This is a genomic window from Leucobacter celer subsp. astrifaciens (assembly GCF_001273835.1).
Classification (GTDB): Bacteria; Actinomycetota; Actinomycetes; order Actinomycetales; family Microbacteriaceae; genus Leucobacter; species Leucobacter celer.
In genome coordinates this window covers 333,155-347,972 of record NZ_JHEI01000134.1, presented here as the reverse complement: position 1 = coordinate 347,972, position 14,818 = coordinate 333,155, and the positions used below count along the sequence as shown (strand labels likewise).

Annotated in this window: 12 protein-coding genes; 4 read left to right on the top strand and 8 right to left on the bottom strand. The window is 69.4% G+C overall.

The window, feature by feature from the left end; all coding sequences use genetic code 11:
* Nucleotides 1-157: 157 nt before the first annotated feature.
* The 3 genes from AMS65_RS05640 (at nt 158) to AMS65_RS05630 (ending at nt 3,312) form a co-directional block, all read left to right on the top strand.
* A complete protein-coding gene (locus AMS65_RS05640; RefSeq protein WP_053383163.1) occupies nt 158-1,354 on the top strand; it encodes a Gfo/Idh/MocA family protein in 1,197 nt (398 codons plus the stop codon).
* 3 nt (nt 1,355-1,357) lie between these two features.
* Nucleotides 1,358-2,359, top strand: coding sequence for a sugar phosphate isomerase/epimerase family protein (locus AMS65_RS05635; protein WP_053383162.1), 1,002 nt, complete (start codon nt 1,358-1,360; stop codon nt 2,357-2,359).
* A gap of 83 nt (nt 2,360-2,442) precedes the next feature.
* Nucleotides 2,443-3,312, top strand: a complete 870-nt coding sequence (locus AMS65_RS05630; protein WP_053383161.1) for a siderophore-interacting protein — start codon at nt 2,443-2,445, stop codon at nt 3,310-3,312.
* 68 nt (nt 3,313-3,380) lie between these two features.
* Here AMS65_RS05630 and AMS65_RS05625 read toward each other — a convergent pair whose 3' ends face one another.
* Nucleotides 3,381-4,817 carry a sugar porter family MFS transporter gene (locus AMS65_RS05625; RefSeq protein ID WP_053383160.1) on the bottom strand — a complete coding sequence of 479 codons (1,437 nt, stop codon included), beginning with the start codon at nt 4,815-4,817 and terminating at the stop codon, nt 3,381-3,383.
* 108 nt (nt 4,818-4,925) lie between these two features.
* Between AMS65_RS05625 and AMS65_RS05620 the strand changes: the two genes are divergently transcribed.
* Nucleotides 4,926-5,681, top strand: a complete 756-nt coding sequence (locus tag AMS65_RS05620) for a sulfite exporter TauE/SafE family protein (protein ID WP_241489349.1) — start codon at nt 4,926-4,928, stop codon at nt 5,679-5,681.
* A 62-nt stretch (nt 5,682-5,743) separates the two neighbouring features.
* On the opposite strand, the gene AMS65_RS05615 is transcribed toward AMS65_RS05620, so the two are convergent.
* From AMS65_RS05615 to AMS65_RS05585, 7 genes are all read right to left on the bottom strand, one after another.
* Nucleotides 5,744-6,616 carry a sugar phosphate isomerase/epimerase family protein gene (locus AMS65_RS05615; RefSeq protein WP_053383159.1) on the bottom strand — a complete coding sequence of 291 codons (873 nt, stop codon included), beginning with the start codon at nt 6,614-6,616 and terminating at the stop codon, nt 5,744-5,746.
* 103 nt (nt 6,617-6,719) lie between these two features.
* Nucleotides 6,720-7,736, bottom strand: a complete 1,017-nt coding sequence (locus AMS65_RS05610; RefSeq protein WP_053383158.1) for a Gfo/Idh/MocA family protein — start codon at nt 7,734-7,736, stop codon at nt 6,720-6,722.
* Nucleotides 7,737-7,894: 158 nt separating this feature from the next.
* On the bottom strand, nt 7,895-8,821 hold the full coding sequence (locus AMS65_RS05605) for a sugar phosphate isomerase/epimerase family protein (protein ID WP_053383157.1): 927 nt from the start codon (nt 8,819-8,821) through the stop codon (nt 7,895-7,897).
* A 298-nt stretch (nt 8,822-9,119) separates the two neighbouring features.
* A complete protein-coding gene (iolD, locus tag AMS65_RS05600) occupies nt 9,120-11,075 on the bottom strand; it encodes a 3D-(3,5/4)-trihydroxycyclohexane-1,2-dione acylhydrolase (decyclizing) (protein ID WP_053383156.1) in 1,956 nt (651 codons plus the stop codon).
* Between the two features lie 206 nt (nt 11,076-11,281).
* Nucleotides 11,282-12,208, bottom strand: coding sequence for a 5-deoxy-glucuronate isomerase (gene iolB, locus AMS65_RS05595; RefSeq protein ID WP_053383155.1), 927 nt, complete (start codon nt 12,206-12,208; stop codon nt 11,282-11,284).
* 99 nt (nt 12,209-12,307) lie between these two features.
* Nucleotides 12,308-13,819, bottom strand: a complete 1,512-nt coding sequence (locus AMS65_RS05590) for a CoA-acylating methylmalonate-semialdehyde dehydrogenase (RefSeq protein WP_053383154.1) — start codon at nt 13,817-13,819, stop codon at nt 12,308-12,310.
* 116 nt (nt 13,820-13,935) lie between these two features.
* Complete coding sequence (locus AMS65_RS05585) at nt 13,936-14,817, bottom strand: class I fructose-bisphosphate aldolase (protein WP_053383153.1); 882 nt, start codon at nt 14,815-14,817, stop codon at nt 13,936-13,938.
* Nucleotide 14,818: the final 1 nt, after the last annotated feature.

Genomic DNA, 14,818 nt, shown 5'->3' with positions numbered 1-14,818 from the left:
TTCGCATTGACAGCGCGGCCCCATCAAGGTTAGCGTGAACTCTGTTGGAGCGCTCCAACGCAGTATTCGAGCGGAATCGCGCGCGCGATCCGGCGCTCCTCCCGACCTCGTATCCTCACGCTCCGGCCACCCGGCGCGCATCTCGAAAGGACCTCCCATGACCGCCTCACTCGGCGTCGCCGTCATCGGCGCAGGCATGGCCGGCAAGGCGCACGCGGCCGCCTACCGCGCGGCATCGACGCTCTACAAGCCGACGCTCCCCGAAATCCGCCTCGTCTCGATCGCCGACATCAACGTCGAACTCGGCGGCGAGGCCGCGGCGCGCTACGGCTTCGACCGGCACGACGCCGACTGGCGCACCGTCGTCGACGACCCCTCGATCGATGTGGTCAGCGTGGTCGTCGCGAACTTCCTGCACCGCGAGATCGTCGAGGCGCTGCTCGCCGCCGGCAAGCATGTGCTCTGCGAGAAGCCCCTCAGCGACACGATCGAAGACGCGCGAGCGATGGCCGATGCGGCCCGCGCCGCCGACGCGAAGGGCACGCTCGCGCGCATCGGCTACAGCTACCTCCGCGCCCCGGGCATCGCCTTCATCCGCAAGCTCATCGACGACGGCCGCCTCGGCGAGGTGCTGCACTTCTCGGGCCGCTACTGGACCGACTACGGCTGCCGCCCCGACGCCCCCATGAGCTGGCGCTACCAGGGCCCCGCGGGATCCGGCGCCCTCGGCGACGTGGGCAGCCATCTCTCGTACATCGCCGAGCACCTCTGCGGCGACGTGCAGGAGGTCTCCGGCGGCCGCTTCCACACCTCGATCACCGAGCGCCCCAAGCCGCTCGGCGCCGTGGTGGGTCATACCCGCGGCAACGTCAGCGACGAGCTCGCGCCCGTCGAGAACGACGACTACGCGACCTTCAACGCCCGCTTCGCGCGTTGCGTCGGCACGCTCGAGGTGTCGCGCGTCGCCGCGGGCCACCCGAACGACCTCGTCCTCGAGGTCTTCGGCTCGAAGGGCGCGGCGCGCTGGTCGCAGACGAACCCCGGCCGGGTCGAGGTGATGCTGCACGACGAGCAGGGCGATCTCGCCGGCTATCGCACCGTGCCGCTCGGCCCCGCCCACCCCCACTACGCGGGCGGCTGGGCCATGGACGCCCCGGGCGTCGGCATCGGTCAGAACGACCTGTTCGTGCACCAGGCCCGCGCGTTCCTCGAGGAGGTCGCCGGGATCCCCGAGGCCGAGTCGCTCCCCCGGTGCAAGAGCTTCGACGACGGCGTGCACAACATGGAGTTCCTCGCCGCCGTCGCCGAGTCCGCCGCGCAGCGCGGCGCAACCGTCACCGTGAAGGAGAACTGACCCATGAAACTCGGCGTCTACAACGCGATCCTGCACGACCGCAGCCTCCCCGAGGCCATCGAGGTCGTGCGCGGCCTCGGCCTCACCGGCATCGAACTCAACACCGGGGGCTTCCTGCCGCCGATCCACATCCCGAACCGCGACGACGTCCTCGCCTCCGACGCCGCCCGCGACGAGTTCCTCGGCCAGTTCGAGGGCACCGGCGTCTCGATCGCCGGCCTCAACTGCAACGGCAACCCGCTGCACCCGAAGCCGCTCATCGGCGACGCCCACGCGGCCGATGTGCGCCGCTCGATCGAGCTCGCGGCCCGCCTCGGGCAGGATCGCGTCGTCACCATGTCGGGTCTGCCCGGCGGCGAGCCCGGCGCGACCGTCGTCAACTGGGTCGTCAACGCCTGGAACTCGGCTGCGCTCGACGTGCTCGACTACCAGTGGGATACGACCGCGAAGTTCTGGCGCGAGATCGACCGCTTCGCCGCCGACCACGGCGTCAAGGTGGCGCTCGAGCTGCACCCGCAGAACGTCGTGTTCAACTCGGCCGACGTGCACAAGCTCATCGAGCTCACGGGCGCCACCCACGTGGGCGTCGAGCTCGACGCCTCGCACCTGTTCTGGCAGCAGATGGATCCCGTGGCCGTGGTGCGCCACCTCGGCGAGCTGGTCTTCCACGCCGCCGCCAAGGACGTGCGCGTCAACCCCGAGTTCGCGCGGCTCAACGGCGTGCTCGACAACTCCTTCCGCCGCCTCTCCGCCGACGAGCCCCGCACCAACCTGGGCGGCGACGAGTGGGCCAACGAGTGGCCGAAGCAGTCGGCGTGGGACTTCGTGGCGCTCGGCAAGGGCCACGACACCGCGTTCTGGACCGAGTTCCTGCGCGCCCTGCGCGAGGTCGACCCGGAGATGTGGGTCAACATCGAGCACGAGGACGTCTCGCTCGGCCGCATCGAGGGGCTCGAGGTCGCCGCGCGGGTACTGCGCGACGCCGACGCTGCGCTCGACGCGTAGGTCGCTCGGGGGCGTCGGCACCATTCGGCTTCATCATCAGATGAAGCTGGAATCCGCGGCTCGATACGGAGTACGGTGAGGAGATGAGCGAAACCACCACCCCCGCGCGTCGTCGCGGCGGCCCCCAGCGCGTCTTCACCGTCGACCGCACCGAGCAGGTGAGTCCGCACCTCGTGCGCGTGCACCTCGGCGGGGAGGACTTCGCCGCGTTCATCGGCGAAGCCGATCCGGATCGGATCGCGAAGACCGACAAGTACGTGAAGATGCTCTTCGCGAAGCCCGAGCTCGGGCTCACCCCGCCGTACGACCTCGAGGCGCTGCGCGAGATCCTCCCGCTCGAGGACCTGCCGGTGCGACGCACCTACACGGTCCGCTCGATCGACGAGGCCGCGGGCACGATGGCCATCGACTTCGTCGTGCACGGCGACGAGGGCATCGCCGGCCCCTGGGCCGCACGCGCGCAGCCGGGGGATCGCGTCTCGCTCTCCGGGCCGGGCGGGCAGTACGAGCCCTCCGCGGATCCCGCGGTGCCGAGGCTGCTGCTCGGCGACGACTCGGCGCTCCCGGCCATCGCCGCCGCGCTCGAGGCCATGCCCGCGGAGTCGAAGGGCCTCGCGCTCATCGAGGTCGGCGATGCGGACGACGAGATCGAACTGGCCCGCCCCGCGGGTGTCGAGGTGCGCTGGCTGCACCGGCGCACCGCTGCAGGCGAGGCGGTCCACGGGACCGTGCTCGTCGAGGCCGCGCGTGCCCTGCCGCGACCGGATGTGCTGCCCGAGGTCTTCGCCCACGGCGAGCGCGAATCGATCAAGGGGCTGCGCGCGCTGCTGCACGACGATTGGGGCATCGACCGCCGCGCGCTCTCGCTCTCGGCCTACTGGGCGCTCGGCCGCGCCGAGGACGGCTTCCAGGCCGAGAAGCGCGAGGCGGTCGGGCAGATCTTCCCGGAGTAGCCCCGCTCTCGCGGCGGGACGGAGCGATTCGCGTCCCCGTGCGCGGGACGAGCGAGGCGAGCGGCGGCCTACTTCTGCAGGTAGATCGCGCCGGTTGTCACGTCCTCCTCGAGCTCCTCGAGGGTGCGTCCGCGCGTCTCGGGTACGAACCTCCAGACGAAGAGCAGCGCCACCAGGCCCACGGCCGCGAAGAGGTAGAAGGTGCCGGTGATCCCCACGGCGTCGACGAGCGACAGGAAGTACAGCGACAGGAAGCCGTTCGTCACCCACAGCATGAAGACCGAGAAGCCCATGCCGAAACCGCGCATGTGCAGGGGGAAGATCTCGGACAGGTATACCCACACGGCCACGTTCAGGAAGGTCTGCATCGACCCCACGAACAGCACCACGAGGAAGAGGATCACCCAGGGGCGCAGCGGGTGACCCACCGGCAGCGCCATCGAGGCGAGGCCGATGAGCAGGTGGCTGCTCGTGGTGAGCGTCAGGCCGGTGATGAACGTCTTGCGGCGATCGAAGCGGTCCATCATGGCGAGCGCGATGACGGCGCCGATCACGGCGATCACACCGGGGGCGATGTTGGCCACGAGGGCCGCGCGCTCGTCGAAGCCCGATTCCACGAGCACGGTCTGCCCGAAGTACATGATCGAGTTGATGCCGGTGAGCTGCTGGGCGATGCCCACGCCCACGCCGATGAGCAGGATCTTCAGCAGGTTGCGATTCGAGAAGATCGCGCGCCAGCCGAGCCGGGTCTCGCCGGCCTCCTCCGCGGCGATGCGCTCGAGATCGCGCATCTCGGCGACGGCCCGATCCTCGGAGCGCACGGACCGCAGCACCGCGAGAGCCTCGGCCTCGCGCCCCTTCTCCATGAGCCAGCGCGGCGACTCGGGCACTCGCATCATGCCGAAGAACAGCGCGATGGCCGGCAGCGCGCAGATGGCGAACATGATGCGCCACACGCCGTCGAGATGCCCGAGCGCGTTGCCGATGATCGCGTTGACGACGAATGCTGCGAGCTGGCCGACCACGATCATGAGCTCGTTGCGGCCCGCGAGCGAGCCGCGGATCTCATACGGGGCCATCTCGGCGAGGAACACGGGCACCACGGTCGAGGCGCCGCCCACGGCGAGGCCGAGCAGGATGCGGCCGATCACGAGCACGGTGAGCCCCGGAGCGGCGACGACGAAGAGGGTGCCGACGAAGAACAGCACGGCGAGCAGGATGATCGTCTTGCGGCGCCCCCAGCCGTCGGCGAGGCGCCCGCAGAACATGGCGCCGATTGCGGCGGCGAAGATCAGGGAGCTCGTGACGACACCCTCGGTGAAGGGGTTGAGCCCCAGCTCGGCGGCCATGGGGCGCAGTGCGCCGTTGATGACGCCCGTGTCGTACCCGAACAGCAGCCCTCCGAAGGTCGCGATCAGCGCGACGAGACCGAGCCGTTTGCGATGCGGCCCGTCGGTGAGCGAGGGCAGCGTCGATGTACTCGGATCGATCGTTCCTGAGGCCAATGGGACTCCTTCGTCAGTCGGGCGTTCCGCGCAAGAAACAGAACGCACACTGCAGCTTAACAATGTCGTTACATAACAACAAACTCTCCTTTCGGGTATGGTTGGCCCGTGACGTCGCTGCTCCCGGAACTCGCTCCCGTCGCGTGGATGCTGCTGGCGCTCGCGGCGATGCTCGTCGGCGTCTCGAAGACCGCGCTCCCCGGCATCAACACGCTCTCCATCGCCGTGTTCGCCGCGATCCTGCCCGCCAAGGCCTCGACCGGGGCCCTGCTGCTGCTGCTCATCGTCGGCGACGTCTTCGCGCTGCTCAGCTACCGCCGCCACGCCGACTGGGGGACGCTCGTCAAGCTCATCCCCGCCGTGGTCGCCGGCGTCGTGGCCGGCGCCCTCTTCCTCGCCCTCGCCGATGACGGGTGGGTACGGCGGGTCATCGGCGTGATCCTGCTGCTGATCATCGCGTTCACGCTGTGGCAGCGGCGGCGCACCGTCTCGGCCGGGGGTCCGGGATCGGGCCGTGCCGCGCGCATCGGCTACGGCTCGCTCGGCGGCTTCACCACCATGGTGGCGAACGCCGGCGGCCCCGTGATGTCGATGTACTTCATCGCCGCCCGCTTCCCCGTGAAGGCGTTCCTCGGCACCGCGGCGTGGTTCTTCGCGGTGATCAACCTCGCGAAGGTGCCCGTCTCGGTGGGCCTCGGGCTCATCACCCCGAGCACGCTGCTGCTCGACCTGGTGCTCGTGCCCGGCGTGATCGCAGGGGCCTTCGTGGGGCGCTGGATCGCCCTGCGCATCGAGCAGCGCACCTTCGAGTGGGCGGTCGTGGTCTGCACGGTCCTCGGCGCGGTCTACCTGCTGGTGGGCTGAGGCGGCACCCGGGGGGCCGCGCACCGGGTTCGCCGTCGGCCGGGGACCGGATCGCGGCGGGATCAGGCCGCGGCGATCAGCTCCCTGATCTTCGCGAGCTGGAACCGCGAGATCTCGTCGGCGCGCTCGTCCTCGGCGAAGACGTTCGAGACGATGAGCGCGTCCTCGCGGTCGAGGTAGCCCGTCTGCTTCAGCACGCCGAAGAGCTCCGTCCAGTCCACGTCGCCGTCGCCGATCGCCAGGTGCTGGTGCACGCGCACGGCGTTGCCGGGCGGGTTGGTGATGTACCGCAGCCCGTTCGACCGGTTGTGGTCGAAGGTGTCGGCCGTGTACACGGCGCCCAGGCGGTCGCCGATCTCGGGCAGCAGCGTGGTCGCGCGGTCGCCGTAGTGGAAGGTGTGCGATCCCACGTACACGAAGCCGACGCGGTCGGTGTTGAGGCCGCGGATGATGCGCCACGCCTCGAGCCCGTCCTCGACGAAGTCGTCGGGGTGAGGGTCGAAGTTGAGTGTGACGCCCTCGCGCTCGAGCACCGGGATCAGGGCGTCCATCGCCCGGTAGAAGCAGTTCTCCGACTCCTCCTCGCGCTCGGGCCGGCCCGAGAACTCGGTGTTCACGATCGGCGCCTCGAGCTCGGCCGCGATCTCGATGTACCGGGTCGTGTTGCGGATCGCGGCCTGGAGCTGGTGCTCCTCGGGTCCGCCGAAGCGCTGCACCGGCAGCACGGAGGTGATCGTCACCCCGGCGTCGCGCGCGCGCTTCTTCAGCTTCGCGATCATGTCGCTGTCGACCTTCGGGTGGTGGAAGTGCCGCCCGAAATCGGGGCTCGGGGTGAGCTGCAGGTACTCGTAGCCGAGCCGGGCGACCAGGTCGGGGAAGTCGAGCAGATGCACCGAGTCGTTGTAGGGCGTGGGATCGAGGGCGATGCGGACCATGGGGGGCTCCTTTGCTGTGCTGTCATCCTGCGCGAAGTCGCAGGATCTCGGTGCTGGATTCTGCGACTGCGCGCAGAATGACGGGAGGATCCGCCGGGTGCGGTCAGGCGTAGAAGGCGGGGCGCTCGGGCGCCTCGACGGGCACGATGCCGCCGCCGTGCAGCGCCTGGACGCCGGCCTCGCACGAGAGGGCGACGAGGTAGCCGTCCCACGCGTTGGGGCCGTCGATGAGGTCGCCGCGGCGCACCGCGTCGACCCAGCGCTGGATCTGCGCGTCGTAGGCGGCGGCGAAGCGGGTGACGAAGCTCTCGTGATCCTTCACCCGGAAGAAGCCGCTGTCCCAGCGCTGCAGTCCGGCGGGCTGGCCGATACGGGCGATCCCCTCCTCGAAGACGGCCTCCGTGGCGACCTGGTAGCCGAACTGCACGCTCACGTTCATCTCGACGTCGACGAGCACGCCGTTCTCGAGCTCCATGATGACGAGGATCGGCTCGCTCAGGCGCTCGGGGGCGAGCGAGTTGCGACGCGGGTGTTTCACCTCGACGCTCACCACGCGGGATCCCGCGAGCCACGGCACCACGTCGAACTCGTGCACCACCGAGTCGGTGATGAGCATGTCGTTCGTGTAGCTCTCGGGCACGGACGGGTTGCGGTGCAGGGCGCGCACCATGAGCAGCTCGCCGCTCTCGCCCGAGACGACGAGCTCGCGCAGCGCCTGGTACTCGGCGTCGAAGCGCCGCATGAAGCCGAGCTGGATGTGCGGCCGGTCGAGCTGCTGCTCGAGCTCGAGGATCTCGAGCGACGACGCCGAATCCTGGGTGAGGGGCTTCTCGCACAGGATCGGCAGCCGGGCGTCGAGCGCGGGCTTCAGCACCGGGGCGTGGAACTGCCCCGGCGTGGCGATGAGCACGGCGTCCATCGCGTCGGCGGCGATCGCCTCCTCGATGCTCGTGAACGCGGCGGATCCCGGAGCGTTCTGCGCGGCCGCCTCGGCGCGGCCGGCGTCGGGTTCGACGATCGCGGAGACGCAGGCGCCCGCGATGCGGTGGGTGATGCGCTTGATGTGGTCGGCGCCCATCATGCCGGCGCCGACGACAGCGATGCGGAGATCCTCGGTCATGGGTGTTCCTCGTTTTCGGTTTCGTCATCCTGCGCGAACGGAGTGAGTCGCAGGATCTCGTCGTATGGTGTCTGGATCCTGCGATCCGCTTCGCGGCCGCAGGATGACGGGTAGGTGTTCGCGCGGGATACGGGTGGGGCGTTCGCGCGGGCGGGGCGCTACGCGATCCGCGCCATGTGCGTGCAGCCGAAGATGTGCTCGCGGGTGCGCCGGGCGATGGGGAACGGACGGTCGACGTCGCAGCCGTACATGTCCTGCTCGACGATCGCGAAGATCTCGGGATCGATCCTGGCGACGGCCTCGATGATCGGCGCCAGGTCGGGAACGCCGTGCGGCGGCTCGATCATGATGCCCTCGGTGACGGCCTCGGCGAACGGCACGTCGTTCTTCAGCACGTCGAAGAGCAGCGTGGGATCGACCTGTTTGAGGTGCAGATAGCCGATGCGCTCGGGCCGCTCCTCGATGAGCTTCACGTTGTCGCCGCCGTAGTAGGCGAAGTGGCCGGTGTCGAGGCAGAGGTTGGTGTACCGCGGGTCGGTCTCGTCGAGGAAGCGCAGCACCTCGCGGGTGGTGCCGATGTGGCTGTCGGCGTGGGAGTGGAACTGCCGCCGCATGCCGAACTCCTCGAGCAGCGCCTTGCCCAGGCGGTCATGGCCCGCTCCGAGCTTCTGCCACTGCTCGTCGGTGAGCGTGCGCGGCTCGAGCACCTCGCTCGTCGCGTCGCTGCGCCAGAGATCCGGGATCACGACGAGGTGCTCCGCGCCGAGCTTCGACGCGAGGCCCGCGACGGCGAGCGCCTGATCCCACGCGCGCTGCCACTGCTCCTCGCCCTTGTGGAAGCCCGTGAAGACGGTGCCGGCCGAGAGCTTGAGGCCGCGCTTACCGAGCTCGTCCTCGAGCTGATGCGGATCGGTCGGCAGATAGCCGTACGGGCCGAGCTCGATCCACTGGTACCCGGAGGCCACCACCTCGTCGAGGAAGCGCTCCCAGGGCACCTGCTTCGGGTCGTCGGCGAACCAGACGCCCCACGAATCGGGGGCCGTGCCGATGCGCAGGCCCGGGTTGTCGACTGCTTCGTTGCTCATCTGCTCACGCGCTTTCTCGTGATGTCTCGGTACCGCAATAGTCTACCCTCGAATCCCTACTTTGATAGGACAATAGACCAAATTTGCAGGGGTTTTCCTCTTCGCTCGCGTTCGGACGGGCGAGGGGCCGCGGAAGGTCTGGGATCTGCGGAAGATATGGCGGATCCCGAGCGGAACCGCCATATCTTCCGCAGATCCCATACGGACGGAGGCGCGGCGGCGCGAGAGGCCGTTCGACCGGCAGCAGCAGCCGCGGGCCCGGCAGCAGCCCCGGCCCCCGGCCCCGGCAGCGGCGCGACTACCCGAGCAGCGGCCTCTGGGCGGCGACCTGCTGCTCGTATTCCGCGCGGGCGCGCTGCGTCGACTCGAGCGTCGACACCTGCGGCACGGGGACGTCCCACCAGCCCGCGCCGTCAGGCGCGTAGATCAGCGGGTCGCTGTTGATGTGAATGAAGGTGGCGCGATCCGACGCCTTCGACTGCGCGATCGCGGCCTGCAGATCCGTGATCGCGGAGGCCCCGGGATCCACCTCGATGACGTCCATGCCGTAGCTGCGCGCGTTCATCGCGAGGTCGACGGGCAGGATCTCGTCGCCCTGGAAGTTCTTCGCCTCCTCGTCGTAGGAGCGGTACCAGGTGCCGAAGCGCTCCGATCCGACGGTCTCGGAGAGGTGGCCGATCGAGGCGTAGCCGTGGTTCTGAATGAGGATCACGATGAGCTTGATGCCCTCGGCGACCGCCGTGACGAGCTCGGTGTTGAGCATCAGGTACGAGCCGTCGCCCACCATCACGATCACGTCGCGGTCGTCGCCCGCGGCCAGCAGACCGCGCTTCGCGCCGAGCCCGCCGGCGATCTCGTAGCCCATGCACGAGTACGCGTACTCGACGTGGTAGCCGAGCGGGTCGCGCACCCGCCACAGCTTGTGGAGGTCGCCCGGCAGCGATCCCGCAGCCTGCACGATGACGTCCTCGGGTGCCGACGCCTGCTGCACCGCGCCGATGATCTCGGGCTGCCCGGGCAGCGCGAGACCGGACGGCGCGAAGGCCGCGTCCACGGCGGCGTCCCACTCCGCCTTCTCGGCAGCGATGCGCTCGGCGTAGGAGGGATCGACACGCAGATCCCCGGCCGCCCCGTCTCCGTGGGCACTGCCGTCAACGGCACCGATCAGCTCGAGAAGCGTCTCGCGGGCGTCGGCGATCACGGGAATCTGCGTGCCGTGCTTGTAGGCGTCGAACGACGCCACGTTGATGTTCACGAACCGCACGTCCGGGTTCTGGAACGCCGTGCGCGAGGCCGTGGTGAAGTCGCTGTACCGGGTGCCGATGCCGATGATGAGGTCGGCCTCGGCGGCGAGCCGGTTGGCCGCGAGCGTGCCGGTCGCGCCGACGCCGCCCAGGTACTGCGGGTGGTCCCAGTCGAGCACACCGCCGCCGGCCTGCGAGGAGCCGACCGGGATGCCCGTCGCCTCGACGAACTCGCGCAGCTGCTGCTCGGCATCGGAGTACAGCACCCCGCCGCCGGCCACGATGAACGGGCGCTTCGCCGCGCGGATCGCCTCGATCGCGAGGGCGAGCACGTCGCGCTCGGGCAGGGGCCGGCGGATGCGCCACTCGCGGGGCTGCAGGAACTCGAGCGGCACGTCCACGGCCTCGGCCTGCACGTCCTCGGGCAGCGCGATGGTGACCGCGCCCGTCTCGGCGGGGTCGGTGAGCACGCGCATCGCGGCGAGCGCGATCGAGAACAGCTGCTCCGGGCGCTGCACGCGATCGAAGAACTTCGAGACCGGGCGGAACGCGTCGTTGACGGTGAGGCCGATGTCGTGCGGCTGCTCCAGCTGCTGCAGCACGGGATCGGCGACCCGGGTGGCGAAGGTGTCGCTCGGCAGCAGCAGGGCCGGCAAACGGTTGGTGGTGGCCAGCGCCGCGCCCGTGAGCAGGTTCGTGGCGCCGGGGCCGACCGAGGCCGCAGAGGCGTAGGTGCCGCGGCGCCGATGCATGCGGGCGTAGCCGACGGCCTGGTGCACCATGGCCTGCTCGTTGCGGGCCTGGTAGTAGGGCATCAGATCGGGGTTCAGGGCGTTGCACTGCTTCAGGGCCTGGCCCACGCCCGCCACATTGCCGTGGCCGAAGATTCCGAACATGCCCGGAATGGTGCGCTCGCGGATCTCGCTGCCGTCGGCGGCGCGGTCGACGGTCCACTGGTTCGCCAGGAACTCGACGAGCGCCTGGCTGACGGTCATGCGACGGGTGGTCATCGTGGTCTCCTTGCGGGTTCGTTTCTCGTCATCCTGCAGTCATGCTGCGCGACCGGAGGGAGTCGCAGTACGCAGGACCTTGGTTCAAAATGTGGATTCTGCGACTCGCTGGCCCAGTGGGGCCACCGTGAAATGCGATAAACGCTGACGCGTTTCTCTCCGAGCATTTCACGCGCGCAGAATGACGGGTCTGACGATGCGTTCGTCTATTCGGCGGTGAAGGGGAGCCGGGGATCGAGCTGCTGCCCCTCCCAGGTGTCGCGCACCCAGCCGTGGGCCGGGTCGTCGCTGATGAGCCAGCTGCGATCGGGATCGGGTCCGGCCATCACGTTGAGGTAGTACATGTCGTAGCCCGGAGCCGCGACCGCGGGCCCGTGGTAGCCGTAGGGCACGAGCGCGACGTCTCCGGTCTTCACCTGCGAGTCGATCTCGAGGTGTCCGGCCGGCGAGGAGTACGAGCTGAACATGCCGAAGGCGCGTTCGGGATCGACGCCCGCGGGCGCATCCTTGACGGGCGCCACCTCGAAGTAGTAGATCTCCTCGAGCTGCGACTCGTGTCCGGGCACATGCTCGTCGTGCTTGTGCGGCGGGTACGACGACCAGTTCTCGGCGGGGGTGATCACCTCGACCACGATGAAGCGGGCCGCGTCGAGCACCTCCTTGCGGCCGAAGTTGTGCACCTGGCGGCTCGACGCGCCGGCACCGCGCAGCTCGACGGGGATCTCGTCCACCGGCAGATAGCGCGTGGGCCGAACCGTATCGGTGGGCGAGGTCGCGACCAGGAAGCGGCTCTCGCCCTCGGAGCGTGCGGTGACCGTGCCGGTCGCCGCCGCCGAGAGGTAGAGCATGTCGGTGCGGCCGTCGAAGACGGAGGCGCGGCCCGCCAGCTCGGTGATGGTCTCGACGCTCTCGCCACCGGCCGCGTTCTCGGTGTGTGCCACCGAGAACGCGCCGGAGAGGGGAACGATCAATCGCTCGACGCCGGTGCCGTCGAGCTCGAGCGAGGCGCCCTGTTCGAGTCTGCCCACTCGAATGCCGGTGTGCTCCCACCCCGGGATGCGCTCGTCGACCACGGTCTCCCAGCCGCCCTCGGCGAGTTCGCCGCGGCGGTGGAACCAGCGCTGCTCTGTCATGTCGTGCCCTTTCAGAAGGCGCGTCCCGCTGATTGAGCGAGCTTGCGAGTCGAAATCAAGGGTTTCGGCTCGCTCTGCTCGCTCAACCGGCGGCAATGCCTAGTCGTTCTGCGGGAAGCCGAGGTTGATGCCGCCGTGCTTGGCGGGATCGAGCCAGCGGCTGGTGATCGCCTTCTCGCGGGTGAAGAAGTCGAAGCCGTGCACGCCGTAGGCCTTGGCATCGCCGAACAGCGACGCCTTCCAGCCGCCGAAGGAGTGGTAGGCCACGGGCACGGGGATCGGCACGTTGATGCCGATCATGCCGACCTGGATCTCGTGCTGGAAGCGGCGAGCCGCACCGCCGTCGTTCGTGAAGATCGCGGTGCCGTTGCCGAAGGCGCCCGAGTTGATGAGGCTCACGCCCTCCTCGAAGGTCTCGACGCGCACGATCTCGAGCACCGGGCCGAAGATCTCCTCGGTGTAGGCGCGCGAGGTGGTGGGGATGTTGTCGATGAGGGTGGGGCCGACGAAGAAGCCGCCCTCGTGACCGTCGACCGCGAAGTCGCGACCGTCGACGACGATCGTCGCGCCGTCCTGCTCGGCGATGTCGATGTAACCCTTGACCTTGTCGCGGTGCACATCGGTGATGAGCGGCCCCATGTCGGGCTCGGGCGTCGAGGCGCCGTTGCCGATGTTGAGCTTCGCGATGCGATCCTTGATCTTCTCGATCAGCTCGTCGGCCACCGGCTCCACGGCCAGCACCACCGAGATCGCCATGCAGCGCTCGCCTGCCGCGCCGTACCCGGCGTTGATCGCCTGGTCGGCCACGAGGTCGAGGTCGGCGTCGGGCAGCACCAGCATGTGGTTCTTCGCGCCGCCGAGCGCCTGCACGCGCTTGCCGTGCTTCGAGGCGGTCTCGTAGATGTACTGCGCGATGGGCGTCGAGCCGACGAACGAGATCGAGGCCACGTCGGGCGAGGTGAGCAGGCCGTCGACCGCGAGCTTGTCGCCGTTGAGCACGGTGAACACGCCGTCGGGCAGACCGGCCTCCTTCCACAGCTCGGCGAGCCACAGCGACGCCGAGGGATCCTTCTCGCTCGGCTTCACGATGACCGCGTTGCCCGCCGCGATGGCGATGGGGAAGAACCACATCGGCACCATCGCGGGGAAGTTGAAGGGCGAGATGATGCCGGCGACGCCGATGGGCTGCTTGATCGAGTACACGTCGATGCCGGTCGAGGCGTTCTCGGAGAAGGCGCCCTTGATGAGGTGCGGGAAGCCGGTCGCGAGCTCCACGACCTCCTGGCCGCGCAGGATCTCGCCCATCGCGTCGGAGAGCACCTTGCCGTGCTCGGCGGTGATGATCGCGGCCAGCTCGCCCTTGCGGGCGTTCAGCAGCTCGCGGAACTTGAAGATGATGGTCTGGCGCTTCGCCATGGAGAACTCGCTCCACAGCTCGAAGCCGCGGTGCGCCGACGCGATGGCCTCGGCGATCTCGGCCTCGTCGGCCAGCGCGACGTGCGCCTGCACCTCGCCGGTCGCGGGGTTGTAGACGGGCACGGTGCGGCCGCTCGCCGACTCGCGGCGGGCGCCGTCGATCCAGTGCGGGATCACGGGGGTTTCGGTGGTCATGATTGCTCCTTCTTCGTCATCCTGCGGCCGCGAAGCGGATCGCAGGATCCAGGTCGAGTGGGGTGAGATCCTGCGACGCGCAAGCTTGCGCAGGATGACGGCGGATTGCGGAATCCCTACAGGTCAGTGTGCACGAGGCGGGCGGCGGTGTCGACGGCAGCGGCCACATCGTCGTCGTGCGGGTAGAGGAGCGTGCGGCCCACGGTGAGGCCGCGCACGCCGGGGAGCGCGAGCGCCTGCTCCCACGAGGCGAAGGTCTCGTCGGGATCGCCGCCGTTGTCGCCGCCGAGCAGCAGGGTCGGCATGGTGGTCGCCGCCATCACGCGCTCCATCTCCGGCACGACCGGCAGCTTCATCCAGGTGTAGGCGCTCGAGTTGCCGAGGCCGGAGGCGATGGCGGTCGAGAGGATCACGGCGTCGGCGCTGAGGTCGTTCACGACCCTGCCGTCCACGCGGTTGCTCATGAAGGGCTCGAGCATGATGGGCAGCCCGGCCGCCGCCGCCGCATCCACAGCCCGGGCGGTGGCCTCGAGCGTGGCGGCCGTGCCAGCATCGTTCAGGTCGACCCGGATGAGCGTCTTCGCGAAGTCGATCCCCTGCCGCACCATCGCCTCGACGTCGTAGGCGGTGTACCGGTCGTCCATCTCGAAGGAGGCGCCGCGCAGCCCGCCGCGGTTCATGGAGCCCACCACGATCTTGTCATCGAGCAGGCCGAGCGCGGCGAGGTCGTCGATGATATCGGGGGTGCCCAGCACGCCGTCCACTCCCGGGCGGGAGACGGCGAGCGCCATGCGTTCGAGCAGCTCGTAGCGGTCGGCCATCGCGGTGGGATCCGCGCCGACCGCGACGGCGCCTCGCGCCGGGTGGTCAGCCGCCACGATGAAGAGGCGCCCATCGCCGCGGATCACCTCGCGGCGCTTGCGCTCCGCGAGAGCGCGGCCCACGCCGGCGGGGTCCGCGGCGCGCAGCTCGCGCAGACGCTCGAAGTCCAACGCCATC

Coding starts and splice junctions, on each gene's coding strand:
- AMS65_RS05640 (WP_053383163.1), top strand. CDS start 158: ATGACCGCCTCACTCGGCGTCGCCGTCATCGGCGCAGGCATGGCCGGC.
- AMS65_RS05635 (WP_053383162.1), top strand. CDS start 1,358: ATGAAACTCGGCGTCTACAACGCGATCCTGCACGACCGCAGCCTCCCC.
- AMS65_RS05630 (WP_053383161.1), top strand. CDS start 2,443: ATGAGCGAAACCACCACCCCCGCGCGTCGTCGCGGCGGCCCCCAGCGC.
- AMS65_RS05615 (WP_053383159.1), bottom strand. CDS start 6,616: ATGGTCCGCATCGCCCTCGATCCCACGCCCTACAACGACTCGGTGCAT.
- AMS65_RS05610 (WP_053383158.1), bottom strand. CDS start 7,736: ATGACCGAGGATCTCCGCATCGCTGTCGTCGGCGCCGGCATGATGGGC.
- AMS65_RS05605 (WP_053383157.1), bottom strand. CDS start 8,821: ATGAGCAACGAAGCAGTCGACAACCCGGGCCTGCGCATCGGCACGGCC.
- iolD (WP_053383156.1), bottom strand. CDS start 11,075: ATGACCACCCGTCGCATGACCGTCAGCCAGGCGCTCGTCGAGTTCCTG.
- iolB (WP_053383155.1), bottom strand. CDS start 12,208: ATGACAGAGCAGCGCTGGTTCCACCGCCGCGGCGAACTCGCCGAGGGC.
- AMS65_RS05590 (WP_053383154.1), bottom strand. CDS start 13,819: ATGACCACCGAAACCCCCGTGATCCCGCACTGGATCGACGGCGCCCGC.
- AMS65_RS05585 (WP_053383153.1), bottom strand. CDS start 14,817: ATGGCGTTGGACTTCGAGCGTCTGCGCGAGCTGCGCGCCGCGGACCCC.